This window comes from Curtobacterium sp. PhB115 (assembly GCF_003752025.1).
Lineage (GTDB): Bacteria > Actinomycetota > Actinomycetes > Actinomycetales > Microbacteriaceae > Curtobacterium.
Genome location: NZ_RJKR01000009.1, coordinates 33,614 through 56,556, shown reverse-complemented (window position 1 = coordinate 56,556; position 22,943 = coordinate 33,614). Strand labels below are relative to the sequence as shown.

The 22,943-nt window shown below is 71.1% G+C and carries 19 protein-coding genes; 7 read left to right on the top strand and 12 right to left on the bottom strand.

Annotated features, from left to right (window positions below):
- Window positions 1-6 precede the first annotated feature (6 nt).
- The 5 genes from EDF19_RS13250 to EDF19_RS13235 form a co-directional block, all read right to left on the bottom strand.
- Window positions 7-1,371 (bottom strand): cystathionine beta-synthase, encoded by a 1,365-nt coding sequence (locus EDF19_RS13250; protein ID WP_123681356.1) that lies wholly within the window; start codon window positions 1,369-1,371, stop codon window positions 7-9.
- 10 nt (window positions 1,372-1,381) lie between these two features.
- Window positions 1,382-2,305 (bottom strand): mechanosensitive ion channel domain-containing protein, encoded by a 924-nt coding sequence (locus tag EDF19_RS13245; protein WP_185022846.1) that lies wholly within the window; start codon window positions 2,303-2,305, stop codon window positions 1,382-1,384.
- Window positions 2,224-2,808: a mechanosensitive ion channel family protein gene (locus EDF19_RS19195; protein WP_185022845.1), complete on the bottom strand. Its 585-nt coding sequence runs from the start codon at window positions 2,806-2,808 to the stop codon at window positions 2,224-2,226. Before EDF19_RS19195 ends, EDF19_RS13245 begins: the two co-directional genes overlap by 82 nt.
- Window positions 2,805-5,045, bottom strand: a complete 2,241-nt coding sequence (locus EDF19_RS13240) for an adenylate/guanylate cyclase domain-containing protein (protein WP_123681354.1) — start codon at window positions 5,043-5,045, stop codon at window positions 2,805-2,807. The genes EDF19_RS19195 and EDF19_RS13240 overlap by 4 nt, the downstream gene beginning before the upstream one ends.
- A 406-nt stretch (window positions 5,046-5,451) precedes the next feature.
- Window positions 5,452-7,341 carry an ABC transporter ATP-binding protein gene (locus EDF19_RS13235; RefSeq protein ID WP_123681530.1) on the bottom strand — a complete coding sequence of 630 codons (1,890 nt, stop codon included), beginning with the start codon at window positions 7,339-7,341 and terminating at the stop codon, window positions 5,452-5,454.
- A gap of 157 nt (window positions 7,342-7,498) precedes the next feature.
- Between EDF19_RS13235 and EDF19_RS13230 the strand changes: the two genes are divergently transcribed.
- Together EDF19_RS13230 and EDF19_RS13225 are read left to right on the top strand one after the other, a co-directional pair.
- Window positions 7,499-8,923 carry an amino acid permease gene (locus EDF19_RS13230; RefSeq protein ID WP_123681353.1) on the top strand — a complete coding sequence of 475 codons (1,425 nt, stop codon included), beginning with the start codon at window positions 7,499-7,501 and terminating at the stop codon, window positions 8,921-8,923.
- Between the two features lie 205 nt (window positions 8,924-9,128).
- Window positions 9,129-10,106, top strand: a complete 978-nt coding sequence (locus EDF19_RS13225; protein WP_148071103.1) for a hypothetical protein — start codon at window positions 9,129-9,131, stop codon at window positions 10,104-10,106.
- Window positions 10,107-10,240: 134 nt separating this feature from the next.
- Here the strand turns inward: EDF19_RS13225 and rplL are convergent, their stop codons facing one another.
- The 4 genes from rplL to EDF19_RS13205 all read right to left on the bottom strand — a co-directional run bounded on the left by rplL (window position 10,241) and on the right by EDF19_RS13205 (window position 13,723).
- Window positions 10,241-10,624, bottom strand: a complete 384-nt coding sequence (gene rplL / locus EDF19_RS13220) for a 50S ribosomal protein L7/L12 (RefSeq protein WP_123681351.1) — start codon at window positions 10,622-10,624, stop codon at window positions 10,241-10,243.
- A 51-nt stretch (window positions 10,625-10,675) separates the two neighbouring features.
- A complete protein-coding gene (rplJ, locus tag EDF19_RS13215) occupies window positions 10,676-11,191 on the bottom strand; it encodes a 50S ribosomal protein L10 (protein ID WP_111084245.1) in 516 nt (171 codons plus the stop codon).
- A gap of 265 nt (window positions 11,192-11,456) precedes the next feature.
- Window positions 11,457-12,986, bottom strand: a complete 1,530-nt coding sequence (locus EDF19_RS13210; RefSeq protein ID WP_123681350.1) for a cell wall metabolism sensor histidine kinase WalK — start codon at window positions 12,984-12,986, stop codon at window positions 11,457-11,459.
- Window positions 12,983-13,723 (bottom strand): response regulator transcription factor, encoded by a 741-nt coding sequence (locus EDF19_RS13205; protein ID WP_110861513.1) that lies wholly within the window; start codon window positions 13,721-13,723, stop codon window positions 12,983-12,985. Before EDF19_RS13205 ends, EDF19_RS13210 begins: the two co-directional genes overlap by 4 nt.
- A 128-nt stretch (window positions 13,724-13,851) precedes the next feature.
- On the opposite strand from EDF19_RS13205, the gene EDF19_RS13200 reads away from it, so the two are divergent.
- From EDF19_RS13200 to EDF19_RS13190, 3 genes are read left to right on the top strand one after another with little or no spacing between them, the layout of a single operon-like run.
- Window positions 13,852-14,910 carry an acyl-CoA/acyl-ACP dehydrogenase gene (locus tag EDF19_RS13200; RefSeq protein ID WP_148071102.1) on the top strand — a complete coding sequence of 353 codons (1,059 nt, stop codon included), beginning with the start codon at window positions 13,852-13,854 and terminating at the stop codon, window positions 14,908-14,910.
- Window positions 14,907-16,268 (top strand): bifunctional PIG-L family deacetylase/class I SAM-dependent methyltransferase, encoded by a 1,362-nt coding sequence (locus EDF19_RS13195; RefSeq protein ID WP_260217174.1) that lies wholly within the window; start codon window positions 14,907-14,909, stop codon window positions 16,266-16,268. Before EDF19_RS13200 ends, EDF19_RS13195 begins: the two co-directional genes overlap by 4 nt.
- The gene (locus EDF19_RS13190; protein ID WP_260217172.1) at window positions 16,265-16,969 is read left to right on the top strand and encodes a glycosyltransferase family 2 protein; all 705 of its coding nucleotides are present in this window, start codon (window positions 16,265-16,267) and stop codon (window positions 16,967-16,969) included. Before EDF19_RS13195 ends, EDF19_RS13190 begins: the two co-directional genes overlap by 4 nt.
- A 9-nt stretch (window positions 16,970-16,978) precedes the next feature.
- Here the strand turns inward: EDF19_RS13190 and EDF19_RS13185 are convergent, their stop codons facing one another.
- Window positions 16,979-17,869: a glycosyltransferase family 2 protein gene (locus EDF19_RS13185; protein ID WP_185022844.1), complete on the bottom strand. Its 891-nt coding sequence runs from the start codon at window positions 17,867-17,869 to the stop codon at window positions 16,979-16,981.
- A complete protein-coding gene (locus tag EDF19_RS13180; protein WP_185022843.1) occupies window positions 17,866-19,269 on the bottom strand; it encodes an oligosaccharide flippase family protein in 1,404 nt (467 codons plus the stop codon). Before EDF19_RS13180 ends, EDF19_RS13185 begins: the two co-directional genes overlap by 4 nt.
- 192 nt (window positions 19,270-19,461) lie before the next feature.
- Between EDF19_RS13180 and EDF19_RS13175 the strand changes: the two genes are divergently transcribed.
- Window positions 19,462-21,018 carry an ABC transporter permease gene (locus EDF19_RS13175; protein WP_123681344.1) on the top strand — a complete coding sequence of 519 codons (1,557 nt, stop codon included), beginning with the start codon at window positions 19,462-19,464 and terminating at the stop codon, window positions 21,016-21,018.
- Window positions 21,019-21,119: 101 nt separating this feature from the next.
- On the top strand, window positions 21,120-21,797 hold the full coding sequence (locus tag EDF19_RS13170) for an ABC transporter ATP-binding protein (protein WP_123681529.1): 678 nt from the start codon (window positions 21,120-21,122) through the stop codon (window positions 21,795-21,797).
- A 151-nt stretch (window positions 21,798-21,948) separates the two neighbouring features.
- Here EDF19_RS13170 and EDF19_RS13165 read toward each other — a convergent pair whose 3' ends face one another.
- On the bottom strand, window positions 21,949-22,887 hold the full coding sequence (locus tag EDF19_RS13165) for a hypothetical protein (protein WP_123681343.1): 939 nt from the start codon (window positions 22,885-22,887) through the stop codon (window positions 21,949-21,951).
- Window positions 22,888-22,943: the final 56 nt, after the last annotated feature.

Genomic DNA, 22,943 nt, shown 5'->3' with positions numbered 1-22,943 from the left:
TCGTCCTTACTCGGAGAGGTAGGTCAGGAGGTCGTGGCGGGTGAGCACGGTCACGGGCTTGCCGTCCTCGACGACGAGCAGGGCGTCCACCGACTCGAGCGCGCGACGGGCCGAGGACACCGACTCCCCCACGCCGATCAGCGGCAGCGGTTCGCCGACGAAGCCGGACAGCGCGTCCGCCATCTTCGCGGCCCCGGTGAACACCTGCTCGAGCAGGTCCTTCTCGGCGACCGCGCCGATGACCTCGCCGATGACGACGGGCGGCTCTGCGCTGAGCACGGGCATCTGCGAGACGCCGTACTTCGTCATGATGTCGACGACCTCACGCACGGTGTCCGCCGGGTGCGCGTGCACCAGGTCGGGCAGGCGGCCGTCCTTGCCGGCGATGAGCGACCCGACGGTGCGCTCGTCGTCGGTCTCGGCGAACCCGTAGGAGCGCATCCAGCGGTCGTTGAAGATCTTGCCCAGGTAGCCGCGGCCGCCATCGGGCAGCAGCACCACGACGACGTCGTCCTCGGTCAGGTCGCGTGCGGCACGGAGCGCTGCGACGACGGCCATGCCGCTCGACCCGCCGACGAGCAGCCCTTCCTCGCGTGCGAGCCGCCGGGTCATCGCGAAGGAGTCGGCGTCCGACACCGCGATGATCTCGTCCGGCACCTCGGGGTCGTAGGCGCTGGGCCAGAAGTCCTCACCGACGCCCTCGACCAGGTACGGCCGACCGGTGCCGCCCGAGTACACCGAACCCTCGGGGTCGGCGCCGACGATCCGGACGCCACCGTCGGATGCCTCCTTGAGGAAACGGCCGGTGCCGGAGATGGTGCCACCGGTGCCGACGCCGGCGACGAAGTGGGTGATGCGCCCGTCGGTGTCGCGCCAGATCTCCGGACCGGTGGTCTCGTAGTGGCTGCGTGGGCCGTTCGGGTTCGCGTACTGGTTCGGCTTGTAGGCGCCGGGGATCTCGCGGACGAGTCGGTCGGACACCGAGTAGTAGGACTCCGGGTGCTCCGGCGGGACCGCGGTGGGCGTGACGACGATCTCGGCGCCGTACGCGGTGAGCACGTTGCGCTTGTCCTCGCCGACCTTGTCCGGCAGCACGAAGACGCAGCGGTAGCCGCGCTGCTGGGCGACGAGCGCGAGCCCCACGCCGGTGTTGCCCGACGTCGGTTCGACGATCGTGCCGCCGGGCCGGAGGTCGCCCGACGCCTCGGCCGCGTCGATGATCCGTGTGGCGATGCGGTCCTTCGACGAGCCGCCGGGGTTTAGGTACTCGACCTTCACGAGGACGGTCGCCCGGACCCCCTCGGTCACCGAGTTGAGCTTGACGAGCGGGGTGTCGCCGACGAGGTCGACGACGGAGTTCGCGTAACGCACGGACCCGAGTCTAGGACGCCTGCACCGCCTTCTGCTGGGACGCGACGTGCGCGGACACCGCCGCCGAGACCTCGGCCCGACGCCGGTCGATGACGTCGCCCATGTCGCGCGCCAGCGCCGGGGTGGACCGGACGATCGCGTCGAGCGCCGTGGCGGGCACGACCAGCACCGCGACCTCGGTGAGGGCGATGGCGGTCGTGAGCAGTGCCTCCCGGGTGAGCGCCGTCTGCCCGATGTAGTCGCCGGCCTCGACGCGGGTCGCCGGCAACTCGGCATCCTCGAACGGAACCCGGAGGTCGACGCTGCCGGACAGGACGAACCGGACCGCGTCGGGGACGCTCCCGACACGGTGCACGACCTCGCCCGCCGCGTAGCGCTCCAGCCGGACGACCGGCGCGAGTGCGGCGGTGTCGTCGCCCGTCAGGTAGAGCGTCGCCGCGATCGAGGCGAGCGCGTCCTGACGCCGGGCGTCCGTGACGAAGTCGTCGGTCGTGTCGCCGTCCAGGCCGAGGCCCGCACGGCGAGCTGCGTACCAGAGCCACATCCGGAGCTGGGCGAGCGCCTCGCCCTCCTGCGACGGCCCGCGCACTTCGAACGACAGGTCGTACGCGGCGCCGCCGGCGGGGACCGCCACGGGCTGCGTGCCCGGGTGGAGCTGGGGCAGACCGCCCGCGACGCGTTGCAGCAGCGCGACGACGGCCGCGGGGGCGTCGTCCGTCGTGAACGTCACGGTCGTGGTGACCGGGAACGTGCCGCCGGTGCGGCTGAGGTTCGTGAACGACGCACCCGCGAGGGACGAGTTCGGCATGATCAGGATCCCGGCGCCGGTGTCGATGTGCACCGAGCGCCAGTTCACCTCGACCACCCGTCCCCGTGTCCCGCCGGTGTCCAGCCAGTCCCCGAGCCGGAACGGCTGTTCGAACAGCAGGAACAACCCGGCGATGACCGGGCCGACTGCAGCGCGAGGCCGATCACGAGCGAGCCGACGCCGAGCGCCGTGAAGATCCCACCGACGTCGGCTCCCCAGACGATCTTGAACACCAGGGCGAGGCCGAGCGCGATGAGCACGATCCGGGCGATGTCGACGAAGATCGACGGGATCTTCTCGCGCCACGTGCCCTCACGAGCGTTCGCGAACAACATGATGTTCAGCCCGTTCAGCACGAACAGGATCACCAGGAAGCCGAGCACCGTGCCGATGACCTGGTTCACCACGGGCTTGCCGGGGTCGACCGCGTCCGTGACCTGCACGGACAGGACCAAGATCGCGATGAGCGGCACCACGGCGTTCCGGAACAGCCCGACGACCTTGTGCATCGGGTTGTGCCGTCGCTCGAGGGCGGACTGCAGCTCCGTCAGGACGAGCAGCAGGACGGGCAGCCCGACGATCACCGCGATCGACGGCCAGAACCAGGACTGCTCCCACCACGCGGTCACGACGACACCCGCTCGAGCTTCCAGATCCGCTGCGGGCCGGCTTGGGTCTGGACCTCACCCGCGTTCTGGATACCGGCACGGTCGCCGAGCTTGTCGACCACCCGTTGCGTCGCGTAGACGCCTGGCGCCGGTGCGATGCCCTGCACCCGGTACGCCAGGCTCACCGCGTCGCCCCACATGTCGTAGACGATGCTCGACCGGCCGACCAACCCGCTCGTGACCTGGCCGGTGTCGATGCCGGCGCGGAGGCCGACCTTCGAACCGTGCTGCGCGTTGAAGCGTTCGAGGACGCGCTGTGCCTCTTCCGCCCAGTCGACCACCCGTCGGACGTTGTCGACCCGCGGCACGCTGAGCCCGCAGCTCGCGAGGTACCCGCTCCGCGTCGTGCGAACCCGCTCGATCCCGTGTCGGATCGCCGCCTCGTCGAGGGACCGCCAGAGGTCGTTCACCAGCGACAGCGACTCCTCGGCGGTCAGCCCGGAGGCGAAGTCGTCGAATCCGATGATGTCGGCGTAGACGACCGCGACGTCCTGGTGGTCGGCCGCGATGGTCTCGTCGCCCTGCTTGTACCGGCGGGCGACCTCCTCGGGCATCAGCGTCAGGAGCAGCGTGTCGTTCTGCCGCCGCTGCTCGTCGAGCAGGTCCTGCTTCACCTGCAGGCTCCGGCTCATGTCGTTGAACGCGAGCCCGAGGTCCCCGATCTCGTCACCGGCCTTCGTCTTGACCTCGACGCCGAGGTCACCGGAGCTCACCCGGTTCACCGCGGTCTGCAGGCGTCGGATCGGTCGGACGAAGACCTGGGCCAGGAGCAGTGACAGCAGGCTGACCAGCACGATGATCGCCACCAGCGAGAGGCCGATGTTCCGTGCGAACTCGTTCACCGGCGCGAAGGCCTCGGAGGTGTCCATCTGCGCCACCACCACCCAGCGCAGACCGTCGACCTCGAGCGGGGCGTACGCGGCGAGCACCTCCTTGCCCCGGTAGTCGGAGCCGATCACCGTGCCGGACTTGCCCTGCAACGCACGGTCGACCGGGGTGGTGTTCACCTCCTGCAACAGCACGGAACCCTGCACCGCGAGCTGCCGCGCCGCCGTCGACGGCGCAGTCCCCGCCGCGATCACGTCACGCTGGTACTGCTTCGGGTGCTCGATGAGTTGCCGGGGGTACGACCGCATCTGGTGGTCGTCGCCGACGAGGTACGACTCCCCCGTGTCACCGAGGCCGTCGTCCGCCCACTGCTCGTTGCCCGTCATGACCTGGTTGATGAGTTCGACCGGCACCTGCACCGCCATCACGCCGATGATCTTCCCGTCGTCGCCCACCGGCGACAGCGCCCAGAGCGTCGGCACGTTGAGGCTCGGCGTGTACCGGCCGAAGTCCGTCACCACGAACCCGTCGGAGGTCGTCAACTGCAGTGCCTGCTGGTACCCGGACGCGAGGTTCGGATCGCGGTACGGGCCGTCCTCGAGGTTCGTGCCGAGATCGGCGCCGGAGTACGCCGAGTACACGACGTCCCCGTCCGTGTCCATCAGGAGCAGGTCCTCGTACCCGGCCGACTCGACCGCCTGCCGGAAGTACGGCTGGTACTCGGCGTGCGCCGCCGACCACTGGCTGCCGTCACCGGCATCGTCCTGCTGGATGGCCTTGTCGTAGTCGCTGAACGGTGCCGTGTACCGCGCCTGCAGGTACGCCTGCGGGTCGGTGGTCGGCGCGAACTGGTCCGGGTCCGCCGTGCCCCCGCTCCGCGCGTCGAGCTGTGGCACGAACGTGTCGTCGTACCAGTCCTCGACCTTCGTGTGGTCCGAGTCGGACACCGGTCGCGACTGCAGGTCGTCCCACCCGGCGGTGAACGCCTTCGTCGCGCCGACCACGCTCGCGTTCCGGGTCTGCGAGACCACGGTCTGCGTGAACTGCGAGAACGAGCGCTTCAGCTCGGTGATCCGGGACTCGCGCAACGACGTCACCTGGTTGAACGCCGCGGCCTCGAGCGAGCTCCGTCCGTTCAGGTACCCGACCGCGCCCACGACCAGGGCGGCCACGATGCTCACCGCGAGGAGCATCACCAGCAGCTTCGACTGGATGTCGAGGGATCCGCTGGTCAGGAAGGCGCGGAACTTGCCCTTCCTGCGCGGCGCTTCCGCGATCACGCGCGGGGCGTCCGCTCCGACGTCGGCTGCCGGCGGGATCGGATCGGCCTCGGTGCCGCTGGTGTCGGACGTCGGTGGGACTGCAGTCACTTCGAACTCCGCTCAGGAGGCTGTGGGACGCGGACGCGTGCACCACTCGTACCACGGCGGCACGCGTGTGCGTGGTCGGTCGCGTCGGTTCCGGACGCGACCGGTGTCGTGGTGGAGACGCGACACGTGTCGGACTGGAGGCGCGGTGCGGGCCCGCCCCGGGCCTCCTGTCCGGCACTTGGTCACGTCCCGTGCCCCGCTGGGCCAGCCGTTGAAGGTGCCGGCCGTCGACCCCGTCAGCGGTGCCCGCGTCAGCCGCCGATCCCGCCAGCGGTGCCCGCCCCAGCCGCCGATCCCGCCAGCGGTGCCCGCGTCAGCCCCCGATCCCGCCAGCGGTGCCCGCGTCAGCCGCCGATCCCGCCAGCGGTGCCCGCGTCAGCCGTCGATCCCGCCAGCGGTGCCCGCCTCAGCCGCCGATCCCGCCAGCGTCGACCGCGTCGGCGGGAGCGTTCTGCTGGTGGTGCAGGAGCGCGTAGGTACCGTCGAGCGCGAGGAGTTCGTCGTGCGTCCCCTGCTCGACGATCCGACCGTGGTCGAGCACGAAGATCACGTCGGCGTCGCGGATCGTCGACAGCCGGTGCGCGATCGAGATCGTCGTCCGGCCCGCAGCCGCCGTGTCCAGCGCGGTCTGCACCACCCGCTCCGAGATCGAGTCCAGCGCACTCGTGGCCTCGTCGAGGACGAGCACCGGCGGGTCCTTCAGCAGCACCCGGGCGATCGCGATGCGCTGCTTCTCGCCCCCGGACAGCCGGTACCCCCGCTCGCCCACCACGGTGTCGTAGCCGTCCGGGAACGAGGCGATCGTCTCGTGGATGTTCGCTGCGCGGGCCGCCCGTTCGAGCTCCTCCTCGGTCGCGTCCGGCTTGGCGTACCGCAGGTTGTCGCCGATCGTGGCGTGGAACAGGTAGGTCTCCTGGCTCACGATTCCCACGTGCGCCATGAGGTCCTCGTGCGCGATGTCCCGGACGTCCTGGCCGGCGAACCGGACGGAACCCTCGGTCGCCTCGTACAGGCGCGGGACGAGGTACGACACCGTCGTCTTGCCCGCACCCGACGGCCCGACGAACGCAGCGAACTGGCCGGGCCGCAGTTCGAAGGAGACCCCGCGGAGCGTCGGCTTGTCCGCTTCGCCGTCCGGGTACGTGAACGTGACGTCATCGAAGGCCACGTGCCCCACCAGGGCTTCGTCGACGGGCTTCGCGGTCGGCGAGTCCGTGATCGCCGGCTTGAGGTCGAAGTACTCGAAGATCCGCGCGAACAACGCACCGGAGGTCTGCAGGTCGAGCACGACCCGGAGCAGTCCCACTGTCGGGAACAGCAGGCGCGACTGCACGGTCGTGAAGGCGACGATCGTGCCGGCGGTGATCGGGACGTCGCCGATGATCAGCCAGGCCGCGACCAGGTAGATGATCGCCGGGATGATCGACAGGAAGATCTGCACGATCGCGAAGAACCACTGCCCGGACATCTGCTGCCGTACCTGCAACCGGATCTGGTTGCGGTTCTCGTCGCCGTAGCGCCGGGTCTCACTCCGCTGCTGGTTGAAGCTCTTCGCGAGCAGGATGCCGGAGACGCTCAGTGCCTCTTGCGTGATGGCCGTCATGTCGGAGAGCGATTCCTGGGTCTGCCCGGCGATGCGCGCACGGACCTGACCCACCCGTCGTTGGGCGATCACGAGCAGCGGCAGGAGGACCACGGCGACCAGGGTCATCTGCCAACTCAGCAGCAGCATCGCGACGATCGCAGCGATCACCGTCACGGTGTTGCCGAGGACCGACGAGATCGTGTTGTTCAGCACGCTCGCGACGCCGCCGACGTCGTTCTGCAGGCGGGACTGGATCACGCCGGTCTTGGTGCGGGTGAAGAACGCGAGCTCCATGCGCTGCAAGTGTCCGAAGAGGCGCATCCGCATCGCCCCCATCACCTTGTTGCCGACCGTCGCCGTGAGGTAGGTCTGCCACACCCCGACGCCGGCGCTCGCGATCCAGAGCGCGACCATCAACGACACCAGCTCGACCAGGACGGGCACGTCCGGGGTGCCGGACGGTGGGAAGAGTCCGCGGTCGAACGCCTGCTGCGTCAGCAGGGGTGGGATCACCGAGATCGCGGCGCCGATGAGCACGAGCACGACGGTCAGGATGATCGACCTGCGGTGCGGGACGAACAGCCCCGCGATCCGCTTCACCAGGTGCGGGATCTTCGGCGCCTCGGCGTTGGCGGCCTTCTGCGCGCGGAAGTCGCCGCTGGAGATCCGTCCACCACCGCGCGGGCCGCCGCCGCCACCACCGCCACGCATCCCGCCGCCCATGCTCATGGAGCAAAGGTATCCCCGCGCCCGGACATCGGCGCGCGCCGGGGGCCGAGCGTTCCGCGGTGCAGTCCGCGGCGTATTTGACCCCGTTCAGGGGGCATGCGACCATGTGCCGTCCCCGCCCCCGCACCACCGAGGTCCCATGACGTCCGCGCCGTCCCGTCCCACGTCCCTCCGTCAGCAGCTCGCCCGGCGCAAGCCGATCGAGCAGCTGCAGTCCGAGGCCGCCGTCGGCGTCAACGGTGAACCGCTCCGCCGCTCGCTCGGCGTCTGGCACCTCACCATGATCAGCGTCGGCGCCACCCTCGGCACCGGGATCCTCGTGGTGCTCGGCACCGCCGTGCCGCTCGCCGGTCCGGCGGTGTGGATCTCGTTCGTCGTCGCCGGGATCGCCGCGCTGCTGTCAGCGCTGTCCTACGCCGAGATGGCCGGCGCCGTCCCGACCTCCGGATCGAGCTACTCGTACACCTACGCGACGATGGGCGAGGGCATCGCGTGGGTCTGCGGCTGGTGCCTGGTCCTCGAGTACGCCGTCTCCGTGGCCGCCGTCGCGGTGGGCGCGAGCGAGTACGTCGACGAGACCCTGCGGGTGTTCGGCCTGCACCTGCCCACCGCCCTGTCGGCACCTCCCGGTGACGGCGGCGTCGTGAACCTGCCCGCGGCCGTCCTGGTCCTGCTCGCCACCGTCGTCCTGATCCCCGGTGCCCGTGAGAGCGCCTGGGTGAACACCGTGATGGTCGTCGTGAAGATCGCCCTGCTCGTGTTCTTCGTCATCGTGGCGTTCTCGGCCTTCCAGGCACAGAACTTCGAGCCGCTCGCACCGATGGGTGCCGCCGGTGTCACCGCTGCCGCATCCAGGCTCTTCTTCTCCTACATCGGGTTCGATGCCGCGTCCACCGCCGGAGAAGAGGCGAAGAACCCCCGCCGCGACCTGCCGCGCGCGATCATCGGCTCGATCGCGCTCATCACCACGCTCTACATCCTGGTCGCCATCGCCGCGATCGGTGCTCGCTCCTGGACCTCGTTCTCGTCGTCCGAGGCCTCGCTCGTCCGCATCGTCGTCGATGTCACCGGCCAGCCCCTCGTCGCCCTCGTCTTCTCCGTCGGCGCCGTGATCGCCATCGCGAGCGTCGTGCTGACCGTGCTCTACGGTCAGACCCGCATCCTGCTCACGATGGCCCGCGACGGTCTGGTGCCGAAGGTCTTCGGCAAGGTCTCGCACCGCACCGGCACCCCCATCGCGAACACCCTGATCATCGGCATCGCGGTCACGGTCGTCGCAGCGCTCGTGCCCCTCGGCGAACTCGCCGACGCGACGAGCATCGGGACCCTCGTCGCGTTCGCCCTCGTCAACGTCTCCGTGATCGTGCTCCGTCGCTCGCAGCCGGACCTCGAGCGGTCCTACCGGGTGCCGCTCTTCCCGGTCGTGCCGATCCTCGGCGCCCTGAGCTGTGTGCTGCTCGCGGTGTTCCTCGGCGCGACGACCTGGATCGCCTTCGGCATCTGGATGGTCGCCGGCGCCGCGCTCTACCTGGCCTACGGCCGCCGCCACAGCACCTTGCGGTGACCCGCGCGCCGGCGGCTGCCCGGTGCTCCCGGACCGCGAGCCCAGGCGACCTCACGCGCTCAGCGACACTTCACGCGCCCGAACACACGAAAACTGTCGGTGAGCGCGTGAACTCATCCGTCCACAGGCGCGCGGACCACCACCGGCTGTCCACAGATGCCTGTGGCTCGACCCACCGCTGACCCCGGGCGGCCATGCTCGCGACATGAACGCGAGCACACACCGGCCGCACCTGCTCCGTGCCACCGCGCAGGACCCGAGCCACGCCAGACTCCTGCAGCGCAGGCACAGTGCGGGCACGTTGGTCAGGCTCCTTGCGGGCGTGTACATCGCCACGGACGAATGGGACGCGCTCAGCGCCGACGGCCAGCACCTCGCCCGCGCCCGGGCGGTCGCTCCGCGGCTCCGACCCGGATCCGTCTTCTCGCACGTCACCGCCGCGCTCATCCACGGTTGGCCCCTCATCGGGCATCCGCCTGATCGCGTCCACGTGGTCGACCGATCCGTCTCGGTCATCCAGCAGCGCGCCGGACTGGTCCGACACCCCAGCGCCCGAGCGCCCCAGATCGACGCCGTCCAGTTCGACGGCGTCCCCGTCACCGCTCAATCGGACACCGCGGTCGCGCTCGTCAGCTCAGCAGCGCCACACGTCGCCGCCGTCGCCGTCGACGCGGCCGTCCGTCAGGGCACGCTGCTCGTCGGCGAACTCCACCAGGCCGTCCCGGTTCGACCAGCACGCGGTTCGCTGCGCGCGCAGACCGTGCTCGCGGCCCTCGATGCGCGGCACGAGTCCGTGGGCGAGTCGTTCGCCGCAATCCGGTTCGTGCAACTCGGGCTCCCGCCGTGCGAACCGCAGGTCGCGTTCCGACACCGTGACGGCACCGTGGACCGCGTCGACTTCTGGTTCCCGACCCTCGGGGTCATCGTGGAGTTCGACGGCAGACAGAAGTACGTCGATCCCGCGATGCTGCGCGGGCGGGATCCGGCCGATGTGCTCTGGGAAGAGAAGCGGCGCGAGGACCGGCTCCGAGCCCTGCCCCCGGTCCGTGCTTTCGTCAGACCGACCTGGTGGCACCTCGTCGAGCCCGACCGCCTCCGAGCGCTGTTCCGCTCGCACGGCATCCCCGTCGGCCGCGACGAGTTCACGCGCTCAGCGACAGTTCACGCGGCGAACCGCCCGTGAAGTGTCGCTCACCGCGAAAACACCCGCGCCGCGCACACCCGCACCCGCGCCGCGCCCCGCGCCGCGCGCACCCCGCGCACGACGAAGGCCGCCACCCCGAGGGGCAGCGGCCTTCGTGAACCGAACGGTCGAGACTACGCGAGCTCGATCGTGGCGCCAGCGGCCTCGAGGGTCGCCTTCGCCTTCTCGGCGGTCTCCTTGTTCGCACCCTCGAGGATCTTGGCGTCGGCGGTCTCGACGAGCGCCTTGGCCTCACCGAGGCCGAGCGACGTCAGGCCACGGACCTCCTTGATGACCTGGATCTTCTTGTCACCAGCGGACTTGAGGATGACGTCGAACTCGGTCTTCTCCTCAGCGGCCTCGGCCGGAGCAGCGGCACCGGCCGGAGCGGCAGCGGCGACCGGGGCGGCCGCGGTGACCTCGAAGACCTCTTCGAACTTCTTCACGAAGTCCGAGAGCTCGATGAGCGTGAGCTCCTTGAAGGCCTCGATGAGCTCGTCCTGCGAAAGCTTCGCCATGATTTTCTCCTACTACTCAGTAATACGTGTGGTTGTGGAACGCGAGCCTGATCAGGCCGCGGACTCCTGCTTCTCGCGAAGGGCGTCCACGGTGCGGACGGCCTGCGAGAGGGGGGCCTGGAACAGGTACGCAGCACCGAACAGCGAGGCCTTGAAGGCGCCGGCGAGCTTGCCGAGCAGAACTTCACGGGACTCGAGGTCGGCGAGCTTGTCCACCTCGGTCGCGGAGAGCGGGTTACCGTCGAAGTAACCACCCTTCACCACGAGCTCGGGGTTCGCCTTGGCGAATGCACGCAGCGACTTCGCGACGGCGACGGTGTCACCGTGGACGAAGGCGAGAGCGGACGGACCGGCGAGTTCCTCGTCGAACGAGGAGATGCCGGCGTTGTTCGCCGCGATCTTGGTCAGCGTGTTCTTCACCACGGCGTACGTGGCGTGCTCACGGATCGAGTTGCGGAGCTCCTTGAGCTGCGCGACCGTGAGACCGCGGTACTCGGTGAGCAGAACGGCGTTCGAGCTACGGAAGGACTCCGTGAGCTCGGCGACCGCAGCTTCCTTGTTCGCCATGGTTCTCCTTGGGGTTTCTTGCCGGTAGCCCCAGGTCCACGAACGAAAAAAGCTCCGGCGCAGAGGCTCGGAGCTGCTCTCACCAGATGGTGGGAGTGGTTCGGAACACCTGCGCGGGATGCCTCACGAGTGAGGACCTTCGGTCACGCTGCGAGCAGCACGACATCCGGCGGTCTTTGGCTTCGAGAACTGTAGCAGACGCCGTGGACGAGACCAAACACCGGTCTGGAGGCGCGGTGCGGGCCCGCCCCGCGCCTCCCAGCCGTCAGTGGGTCGTGTCCACCGCAGCGGGTGTCGCCGACCAGTCGGCAGCCCCGGCGGACGCGGCACGGCCAGCGGACCCAGCAGGCACGTCGGGTCCAGCCGACACAGCAGCCGCCGGGTCGATCGGCAGGTGCACCGTGAACACGGTGTCGCCCGGCTCGCTCGTCACCTCGACGCTCCCGCCGTGCGCCTGCACGACCGCGTCCACGATCGCGAGCCCGAGCCCCGTCGACCCCACGGTGCGGGACCGGGAGCTGTCGGCGCGGGCGAACCGCTCGAACAGCTTCGGCAGGAACTCCGGGTCGATGCCCTGGCCGGTGTCCCGCACGGTCAGGTCCACGCCGGGGCCGGACTGCGACGGCGCGAGACCCACGGTGATGCGGGTGCCCTCTGGTGTGTGGGTCCTGGCGTTGGTGACGAGGTTCACGATCACCTGGTGCAGGCGTGCGGCGTCCCCCACGACCACGACGGGTGAGGACGGCACGTCGACCTCGGTGACGTGGTCGGGCGAGGCGGCGTGCGCGTCGTTGACGGCGTCGAGCACGAGTCCGGTGAGGTCGACGTCGGCGAACTGGATCTCCCGACCCTCGTCGAGGCGGGCGAGGAGCAGCAGGTCCTCGACCATCGACGTCATCCGGATCGACTCGGACTCGATGCGGCTCATCGCGTAGACGACGTCCTTCGGCAGGTCGCCGCCCATCCGTCGGGTGAGTTCGGCGTACCCGCGCACCGAGGCGAGCGGTGTCCGGAGCTCGTGCGAGGCATCCGCGACGAACTGCCGCACCTTCTGCTCCGAGCGTTCCCGTGCCTGCATGGCGCTGCCGATGTGGCCGAGCATCCGGTTGAAGGCGCTGCCGACCCGGCCGACCTCGGTGCGGGGGTCGGTGTCCGGCACGCGGACGTCGTCCAGGGCGTCGCTGCGGTCGAGGGGCATCCGCGCGACGGTGGAGGCGGTCTCGGCGACGCGCTCGAGCGGCCGCAGCGAGCGCCGGACCACGACGGCGGCGACGATCGAGGCGGCGAGGAGTGCGGCGCCCACGACGATGACGACCACCCAGAACAGCGACCAGACGCTCGAGTAGACCGGCGCCATCGGCAGGCCGACGACCAGGACCGCAGGGCCGACGTTCACGGCGGAGACCCGGTACCGACCGATGCCGGAACCGAGGTCGACGGTCTGCGGATCCCCGTCGACGTGCACCTTGTCGAGCGCGTCCGCGCTGGACTGCGTGATCGCGCCGGGGCGACCGTACTCGTCGAGCACGCTCGCGACCACGACCTGGCCGTCGACGAAGTACGCCGTCAGCGTGCCGGCGGATTGCCCGGACGGCCGCGAGAGGTCGATGCCGGGCTGCCCGGACTGGTTCTGCTGCAGGTAGCGCTGCGCCCGGTGGGTGGCACTGGTGATCTGCTTGTCGATCGCACCCGTCTGGATCGACGAGAGCGCGATGATGCTGCCCGCCCCGATCACCGCGCTGACGGCGACGACGAGGGCGACGATGCTCAGGACGAGCCGGCGCCGAAGGGTCACGAGGTCGGCTTGATGACGTACCCGACGCCGCGCACCGTGTGGATCATCGGGGTCTCGCCGGCGTCGATCTTCTTGCGCAGGTAGGAGATGTAGATCTCGACGACGGAGGACTTGCCACCGAAGTCGTACGACCACACCCGGTCCAGGATCTGCGCCTTCGACAGCACGCGACGGGGGTTGCGCATGAGGAAGCGGAGGAGCTCGAACTCGGTGGCGGTCAGCTCGATCGGCCGACCGGCGCGGGACACCTCGTAGGATTCCTCGTCGAGGACCAGGTCGCCGACGACGATGCGCGAGTCACCGGCTTCGGAGATCGAGATCTGCGAACGGCGGATGAGGCCGCGGAGCCGCGCCACGACCTCTTCGAGGGAGAACGGCTTCGTGACGTAGTCGTCGCCACCGGCGGTCAGCCCGGTGACGCGGTCCTCCACCGAGTCCTTCGCGGTGAGGAACAGCACCGGGGTGTCGTCGTTGTTCTGCCGCAGCCGGCTGAGGACCTGCAGACCGTCGAGGTCCGGCATCATCACGTCGAGCACCATCGCGTCCGGCTTGAACTCCCGCGCCGTCGTCAGGGCGTCCTGTCCGCCGTTCGCGCTCTTGACGTCCCAGCCCTCGTAGCGGAGCGCCATGGACAGGAGGTCGGTGAGGCTGGCTTCGTCGTCGACGACCAGGATGCGCAACGGGGTTCCGTCGGCACGGGTGAGGCGCGGGGCTGCTGCAGGCTGGGAGATGGTCACGTCTTCGAGTATCGAGAGTTTCCTATGAGTGGTCTGTGGAGCGCCCCTCGTCGATCTGTGGATCGCCGATCCGCCTCGTCTCCATCGCCAGTGCGCGCTCTCGGGTGCCGATCCGTAGCGTGGCGGGCATGCTGCGTTCTTCCGCCTGGCCCGCGTCCGCCTCCGGCGTCGACACGGCCCTGATCGAGCGGTCGGCCGGGAGGCTCGGCGCTGCCCCGGCAGATCGCCTCGCCTTCGCCCGTTCGGTCGCCTCCACCACCCCACCACTTTCCGCCGGGTCGGCCGGCGGGTTCTTCGCGACGCTCGCCGCGGTCGCGGCGGCGGACGTCGCGCTCGCGCGCACCGTCGAACCGCACCTCGACGCGACCGGGATCCTGGCGCAGGCCGGCGTGTCCGCACCGGAGGGGTCGACGTGGGGCGTGTTCGCCGCCGAGGGGCCGGGGGTGTCCCTGACGGCGGGTCCTGCCGGTTCCGACGGCTCCGGCGGTTCGGACGGTTCGGACGGTTCCGTCGTCCTCGACGGGACGAAGCCGTGGTGCTCGCTCGCCTCGACGCTCTCGCACGCGCTCGTCACGGCGACGGTCGGTGACGCACGACAGCTGTTCGCGGTGGACCTCCGGCAGGACGGCGTCACAGCCCACGACGAGGCCTGGGTCGCCCGCGGCATGCCCGACGTCCCGAGCGGCCCCGTCGACTTCGACCACGTCCCCGCGGTCCCCGTCGGCGAACCCGGCTGGTACCTCGGGCGTCCGGGGTTCGCCTGGGGCGGCATCGGCGTCGCCGCGTGCTGGTGGGGCGGTGCCGTCGGACTGGCCCGGGTGCTCCGTGCCACGGCGGAGGCCCACCCCGACTCGGAGCTCCTGCAGGCGGCGCTCGGGGCGACGGTCGCCGACCTCGCCGACGCCGAGGACGCCCTCGCCGACGCGGCCTCGCGCATCGACGGCCGCGCCCACGACGACGTGGACTGGTCGTTGCTCGCCCAGCTCGTCCGCTCACGGGTGCGCCGCGCGGTGGACGCCGTGCGCACCAGGGTCGTCGCGACGATCGGTCCGGCGCCCCTGACCTCCGACCCAGCCGTCGCTGCTCGGGTCGCCGACCTCGAGCTCTACGTCCTGCAGGACCACGGCGAACGGGACCTGGCGCGGATCGGCCGGAAGGTCCTCGAGCGCGGCGGTGTCGCGTGGTGAGCTTCGACCACCGCGAACCGGGGACCGACCCGGCCGCGTGGAGTGCGTTCCTCGACGGGGCCGAGGTGTCCCCCGTCGAGCTGGACGGTGTGCGCTCCGTCGTCGTCGTCGCGCCGCACCCCGACGACGAGACCCTCGGCGCGGGCGGACTGATCGCGAGTGCCGCCGACGCCGGGGTCCCGGTGCACGTGCTGCTCCTCACCCGCGGCGAGCGCTCCCACCCGGACTCCCCCACGACGACGGCCGCGGAGCTCGCCGGCGTCCGCGACGACGAGTTCGCCGCGGCGCTCACGGTCCTGCACCCGGGGGCCACCGCCACGTCGGTCGGCATCCCGGACGGCGCGACGCGCGAACACCGCGACGCGGTCACGGCGGCGCTCCGGAGCGCCCTCGCCGACGCCGCCCGCCCGACCCTGGTCGTCGCACCGTGGCGCGGGGACGGCCACCGGGACCACCGCATCGCCGGCGAGGTCGCCGAGGAGGCCGTGGCCGCGACCACCGACGTGTCGTTGCTCGCCTACCCGATCTGGGCGTGGCACTGGGACGACCCGTCCGCGTCGGCCCAGCCGTGGGAGCGAGCCAGGGCCCTGCGGTTGACCGACGCCGTCCTCGCACGGAAGCGCGCAGCCCTCGACGCGTACCGGTCACAGACCCGGCCTCTGTCGTCGGCCGCCGGGGACGAGGCGATCGTGGACGACCGGCACGCCGCACACCACCTCCGCACGAGTGAGGTCCTCTTCGCCGTGGCACCCGCGCCCGCTGCCTCGCGGTCGCGGGAGTCCTTCGACGCGCACTACGCGCGGAAGCCCGAGGGCTGGGACTTCGAGGGGTCCTGGTACGAGCGACGGAAGCGCGCCGTGACCCTCGCCGCGCTCCCCCGTGAACGCTTCCGGTCCGCGCTCGAACTCGGGTGCGCCACCGGCGTGCTGACGGCAGCGCTCGCCGAACGCGCCGACGCCGTGCTCGGGACGGACATCTCGGCCGCACCCCTGGCGCAGGCGGAACGCCGCGTGCCGACCGCCCGGTTCGTGCAGGCCGCGCTGCCCGAGGAGTGGCCGGCTGGACGGTGGGACCTCGTGGTGATGTCGGAGGTCGGCTACTACCTGTCCGCGGCCGACCTCGACGCCACGATCGATCGGGTGCTCGCGTCCCTCGACGACGACGGCGTGCTGGTCGCCTGCCACTGGCGGCACCCCGACGACGAGGCGGTGTCGAGCGGCGACGTGGTCGATGCCCGACTCGCGGAGCTGTGGCCCCGGCCGGCGCTCGTCCGGCACGTCGAGGAGGACTTCGTGCTGAGCGTCCTGCCCGGACCCGCGGTGACGTCGGTCGGCCGCGCCGAGGGACTCGTCCGGTGACGGCGGCCCGGCCCCGCGTCGACGTCGTCGTTCCCGCACACGACGAAGAGGACCGCATCGGGGCCTGTCTCGACGCCCTGCTCGTGGCGTGCGAGCGGCTCGCCGTCGACCGCCCGGGAACCAACGTCGCCGTGACGGTCGTGCTCGACGGCTGCACGGACGGCACCTCGGCGGTCGTCGCCGGGTACCCGGTGTCCGTCGTCGAGACCGAGCACGTGGGCGTCGGTCGCGCGCGGACGATCGGCGCGGCCCACGCGCTGCGCGCACACCCCGGGGATCCGTCGCACCGGTGGCTCGCCCACACCGACGCGGACTCGCGGGTGCCGGAGCGCTGGCTCGTCCAGCAGGCCGACGCGCTCGCGGCAGGGACGCACGTGCTCGTCGGCGCAGTGGTGCCGGACCCGGACGACCTCGACCCCGTGGTGCTCGCACGGTGGAGACGGGCCCACCCGCCGGGAGCGGCGCTCGGCCACGTGCACGGCGCGAACCTCGGGGTGCTCGCCGCGGTCTACACGGCCCTCGGCGGGTTCGACCCGGTGCCCGAGCACGAGGACGTCCGGCTCGTCGAGCGGGCCCGCGCGACCGGGTTCGTCGTCGATGCGACGATCGAGCTCCCGGTGGTCACGAGCGGGCGGTTCGCGGGACGGACCCCCGGCGGCTACGCGGAGCACCTGCGGCAGCAGTACGGCGACGCGTCCTGAGCGCCGGCGTCACGTCGACGTGGGGCGCTTGCCGAGGTACCGCTCGGTCCAGCCGACGAGCGTGCCCAGCCGGTTCGCTGCGATCCGGCGGCGACGGCGGCCGAACGGTGCCCGGACGACGGCCACCGCGGTGGAGAGGACGTGCCGGATGACCTCCCGTCGTCGCCACCGTGCCCCGTGCCGGCGGTGCTTGTCGACGAGCACGCGGTCCCACCTGGCGTAGTGGCGGTTGTTCCGGAACAGGTCGGCCGCTCGGGGACGGAGGCGGTACTGCACCACCGCCGCGGTCGCGAAGCGCGTCGGGAACCCCGCGTAGGTCGCTCGCCAGGCGAAGTCCGTGTCCTCCGCCGCACCGAGGGTGGTGTCGAAGCCGTCCGTCAGGTCGAGGACGACCCGACGCACCCCCAGGTTGGCGGAGCACGTGTGCGGGAGGTGCCCGAACCGCACGATCGGCCACGGCTGCTCCGAGGACTCGGTCATCCACGCCTCGTTGAGCGCATCGAGCAGCATCGGGCCGGTGCAGACCCCGGCGTGCTCGAGGCCCTGCACCAGCCCTGCGATCCACGTGTCGGCCACGACGTCGTCGGCGTCGCAGAACAACACGACGTCCGTGTCGAGCGTTCGCCAGCCGGTGTTCCGCGCGGCGCTCGGCCCGCGGACCGCCGACGAGTCGATCGCCGTCACCGACCAGCCGTCGGGCCAGTCGACCGTCGCGACGAGGCCCTCGACCAGGTGCACGGGCTCCCCGTTGCAGCTGATGACGACCGAGACCGGTCCGCTCCAGGTCTGCGACGCCAGCGCCTGCAACTGCGGCCCGAGGTCCGTCGTCGACCGGTTCCCGACGGGGATCACCACCCCGATCGTGCGGATCGGCGGGAGGGGCTGCTCGAGGTGGTTCACGGTCGTCGTCCGATCGGGATGAGAGTGCCCGGCAGACGTGCGCGGACGTGGGTGAACGCGAGGGCCACGACTCCGCCGCACAGTGCAGCGGCCAGCCCCGGTACGACGACGGCGGACACCGGGCCGTCCGGCTGTGACCACCAGGCCGACACCGTCGCCGCCACGAGGACCGCCACGACGGACGCCGACGCCGCCGGCAGTGCCGGGACGACGACGTCACGGAGTCGGAGCCCGGTCCCCCGCGTCGAGACGAGGAACGACGGCACCACGAGTACGACGCAGGCCACGGCGTACCCGGCGGCCATGCCGGAGATCCCCCAGGTCGTCCCGATGACGACGGCGACGACGATGACGGGCTGCGAGACGAGCGCCCACCGGACCTGGCGCCCGGACCGGCCGCTCGCGACGAAGTACCAGACGGCGACGAACCCGAGTGACTGTGCGGCACCGGCCACGACGAGGAACGGCAAGACCGCGGCGGACCCTGTCCACTCGGGCCCGAAGAGCAGTCGGACGACCGGTTCGGCGAGGGCCCCGAGCACCGCCAGCACGGGCCAGGCCAGCAGCGACACCACCCCGATGAGCTGCCGGTACCGCGCCCGGAGCGTCTCGGTGTCCGCAGCCGCGAGGGCCGGGACCGCGACGCGCTGGACCGCCGCGCCGATCTGCTCGAGCGGCAGCGACATCAGCTGCATCGCCTGGACGTAGAGCCCGGACGCTGCAGGGCCGCAGACCGCGGCCGCGAGCACCCGGTCACCGGCGCGGGCGACGAGGGAGACGAGCTGCACGACGGAGACGTCCCGGGCGAGCCCGACCATCGACCGCACGGCGGACCGCGGTGCGGCGACACCCCGGGGCACGGCGCGGAGCAGGACCACTCCGATCGCGACGCCCGTCCAGAGGAGCACGACCTGCACGATCATCGCCACGGACCCGACGCCGGCGAGCGCCAGCCCGACCGCGGTGCCGGCACCGACCACGACGGCGATCGACTCGACCACGACGACCCGCCCCATCGTGTGGCGCCGCACCATCGATGCGATCGGCACGGAGACGGAGCCGGCGAGCGGGAAGGCGATCGCGATCACGAGCAGCAGCACGCCGTACGGTGCGGCTGGGGCGGCCCAGAGCACGACGCCACCCGCGCCGGCGACGACGACGCCGAGCCCGCACCCGACGAGGGCGCTCATCCGGTGGAGCGTCACGAGGACCTCGGGCGGTTGGTCACCGGAGCGCAGCACGACCGCGGCGAACCCGCTGTTGCGCAGGAGTTCGAGGACGATCGCCAGGGCGAGCACCACTGCTGCCGCCCCGTACGCGTCGGGCCCGAGGATCCGTGCCACCACCACGTTCGAGGCGATCTGCACGGTCGCCCGGACTGCCGTCCCCCCGAGACTCATCAGTCCGCTCCGCGCCATCATCACGAGTACCAAAATATCACATGCTTGCACAACAGCGGAGGGAGCGTCCTTAGGGACGTCATAGGAAGCCGATGGGCCGACCACAACGCCGCTGCCTAGGTTCTCCTCCGTCGGCCCCGCCGTGCGCACTGCACGGCCGGTGACCCCAGCCGGCCACCACCGAGGAGAACCATGTTCCTGACCTACCTCAGGCGCGAACTCACGAACCGCAAGAAGCAGACCGTCATCATCGCGATCGGCATGGCGCTGGCCATCGCACTCGTGGTCATCGTGTCCTCGATCGCGGGCGGCGTGAAGGCCGCGCAGTCGAGCGTCCTGCAGTCCGTGTATGGCGTCGGCACCGACATCACCGTGACGAAGACCGCGACGGCGTCCACGAACGGCGGCCGACCGAGCTTCGACTTCGGCAGCCAGGGCGACAGCAGCACCGACGACAGCGGCTCGACCGACCTGTCGCAGTCGAAGCTCGCGGTCGCTCGCGGCACGAGCACGCTCAACGCGTCGAACCTGTCGACGATCACGAGCACCGACGGCGTCAAGGCGGCGACCGGCGTCCTGACCCTCGAGAACAGCACCTTCTCGGGCCAGGTCCAGCAGTCGACCGACGACAGCAGCAGCACGGACAGCAGCGACAGCAGCAGCTCCGACAGCTCCACCCAGCAGGGTCCGCCGAGCGGCGGCACGGGCGGCGGCGGCTTCGGTGGCGGATCGTTCAACGTCGACTCGTTCTCGGTCACCGGGATCCCGGTCTCCGGCGACGCGGTCGGCCCCCTCACCAGCACCGAGCTCACCAAGGGCCGCACCTTCACCGCGAAGGACGCCGGCAAGGACGTCGTCGTGCTCGACTCGTCCTACGCGAAGAGCGAGTCGAAGGCGGTCGGCGACACGATCGACATCGGCGGCACCGACTTCACGGTCATCGGCATCGTGACCTCCACGGGGTCCTCGTCCACCACCGGCTCGAACACGTACATCCCGCTCGACACCGCGCAGGCCCTGGCGGACCTCGACGGCAAGGTCACCTCGATCTACGTCTCCGCCGAGTCGTCCTCCGACGTCAGCACGATCAAGACCGCCCTGCAGAAGCAGCTCACGAGCGCGACCGTCTCGACCGAGGCCGACCTGGCCTCGAGCGTCTCCGGTTCGCTGAGCACCGCGTCGAGCCTCGTCTCGAACCTCGGCACGTGGCTGTCGATCGTCGTGCTGGCCGCGGCGTTCCTCATCGCGATCCTCTTCACGATCTCCGGCGTCACCCGACGCACCCGCGAGTTCGGCACGCTCAAGGCGATCGGCTGGTCGAACGGCCGCATCACGCGACAGGTCGCCGGCGAATCGCTCGTGCAGGGCCTCATCGGCGGTGTCCTCGGCGCCGCGGCCGGCCTGATCGGCATCCTCGTCGTGAACGTCATCAGCCCGACGATCTCGGCGAGCGCCTCGAGCACCACCGGTGGCGGAGCCGGCGGCGCCGGCGGTACGGGCGGCATGCCCGGCGGCGCGGCCACCGCAGCTGCCGGGACCGGCACCACGGGCGGCGCCCCGGCCGGCGGCTTCGGCGGCGGTGCCAGCACCGCGTCCACGACCGACGTCGTGCTGCACGCCCCGGTCACCGTCGAGGTGATCCTCCTCGCGATCGGCCTGGCGATCCTCGGCGGTCTCATCGCCGGCGCCCTCGGCGGCTGGCGCGCGAGCAAGCTGCGTCCGGCCGAGGCACTGCGGAGCGTGGCCTGATGACCGGCAGCACCGACACGACCGAACCGACGACAGGAGCAACCGTGACCAGCACCGAGACCGCACCCTCCGCGGCGGAGGCGACCCGCGCCTCCAGTCCGATGTACCGGCTGACCAACGTGAGCAAGACGTACAAGCAGAAGAACCGGACCATCACCGCCCTGACGAACGTCGACCTGACGATCCCGCAGGGGCAGCTCGTCGCGATCCAGGGGCCGACCGGTGGCGGTAAGTCGACGCTGCTGCAGATGCTCGGCGCGCTCGACCGGCCCTCCGCCGGCTCGATCCACCTCGGTGGTGACCGGGACGTCGCGAAGCTCGGCGACGGCGCGCTCACCGACCTGCGGGCGACCGAGATCGGCTTCGTGTTCCAGAGCTTCAACCTCATCCCGACGTTGACGGCGCTCGAGAACGTGGAGACCGCGTTCGCCGGGTCGCTGGCGAACCGCTCGCGCACCGAGATCCGGGAGCGCGCGACCTCCGCGCTCAAGGAGGTCGGCCTCGGCGAACGGCTCGACCACCTGCCCGCGGAGCTGTCCGGTGGACAGCAGCAGCGCGTGGCGATCGCCCGAGCGCTGGTGAAGAACCCGAGCGTGCTGCTCGCGGACGAGCCGACCGGAGCGCTCGACGAGGGCACCCGTGACGAGATCATGGGGCTCATCGAGAAGCAGTGGAAGGAACGCGGCCTGACGGTCGTCATCGTCACGCACGACTCGTGGGTGGCGAAGCGGGCCGAGCGTCGCCTCCACATCAAGCAGGGGCAGGTCCGCGAGGTCTGAGGGGCGGTTCTGCCTCCCCTCTCCGCGCAGCGTCCGCGCGCAGCATTCGCGCTCAGCGACAGTTCACGGCTCCCACAGCGCGTGAACTGTCGCTGAGCGCGAGTGTTCGCGGCGACCGCCCGCCGCGGCCACCCGCGGCGGCCACCGGCCGCTACGCCGTGACCGGGTAGTCGCAGTACGCGAACCAGGTCGAGTCCGGCGACCACGGTGGGACGTTGATCGTTCCCTGACCGCCGTCGAGCACCACGAGGGTCTCCGGCACGACGGCGATCCGGGCGCCACGGACCAGCGCCCCTGGCAGCAGACGGAGTTCCACGCGGTGGTCGGCCGGGTGCCCCTGGACACCGGGCTCGTAGGACAGGTGGAGCAGGTGCTCCCCGTCCGGTGCGACGTGCGGGAACCAGTTCACCCGGTCGTCGTTCGTGATCCGGACCGGCTGGTCGGACCCGGGCCACAGCGCCGCGAGCTGGGCTGTCCCCGGTGTGAAGCGCTCGGTGTTGAAGACCACGAACTCCCCCGCGAACGTGCAGCCGTCGTCGGCGTACTCGTCGCGCGTCAGGAAGGTCGGCTCGCCCGTGTCCGGGTCGACGCGCGCGACGTCGGTGGTCCAGACGCCGTCCTCGGACAGTTCCCCCACGATCGCCGCGAGCGCGCTGCCGTCCGCGGCGATGCCGTGCAGGTAGAACTTGCGGCGCACCGGGAGCGCGGCGGCCACGTCGGTGATCCGCGTCGCCGTGCCGCCGTCGGGCAGCGGGACGCGGTACAGCTCGCCGTCCCTGCCGGTCACCACCACCGAGGACCCGGACGGGTCGAGCACGTGGTCGTTGTTGATCTCCGGCGCGCCGTCCATCGGCACCGGGACCAGCGCGGACGCGTCGAGCACCGTGCCGCTGTCGGCTGGCGGCAGCGGGAGCAGCCACAGGTCGCCGTTGCCGTTGAGCACGAGGGTGTCGTCGTCGAGGACGTTCGGTGCCTCCACCAGCACGGTGGTCGACTCGAACACCAGGCGGCTGCTGCGGGATGCGACGTCGTACACGTGCACCCGGCTGGTCTGTCCCGGCAGCAGCTGCCGTCCGCGCGCGTCGCTCATGGCTCCATCCTGTCGGGTCGGAGAGGCCCGGAACAGACTTCGGGCTGAGCGACATC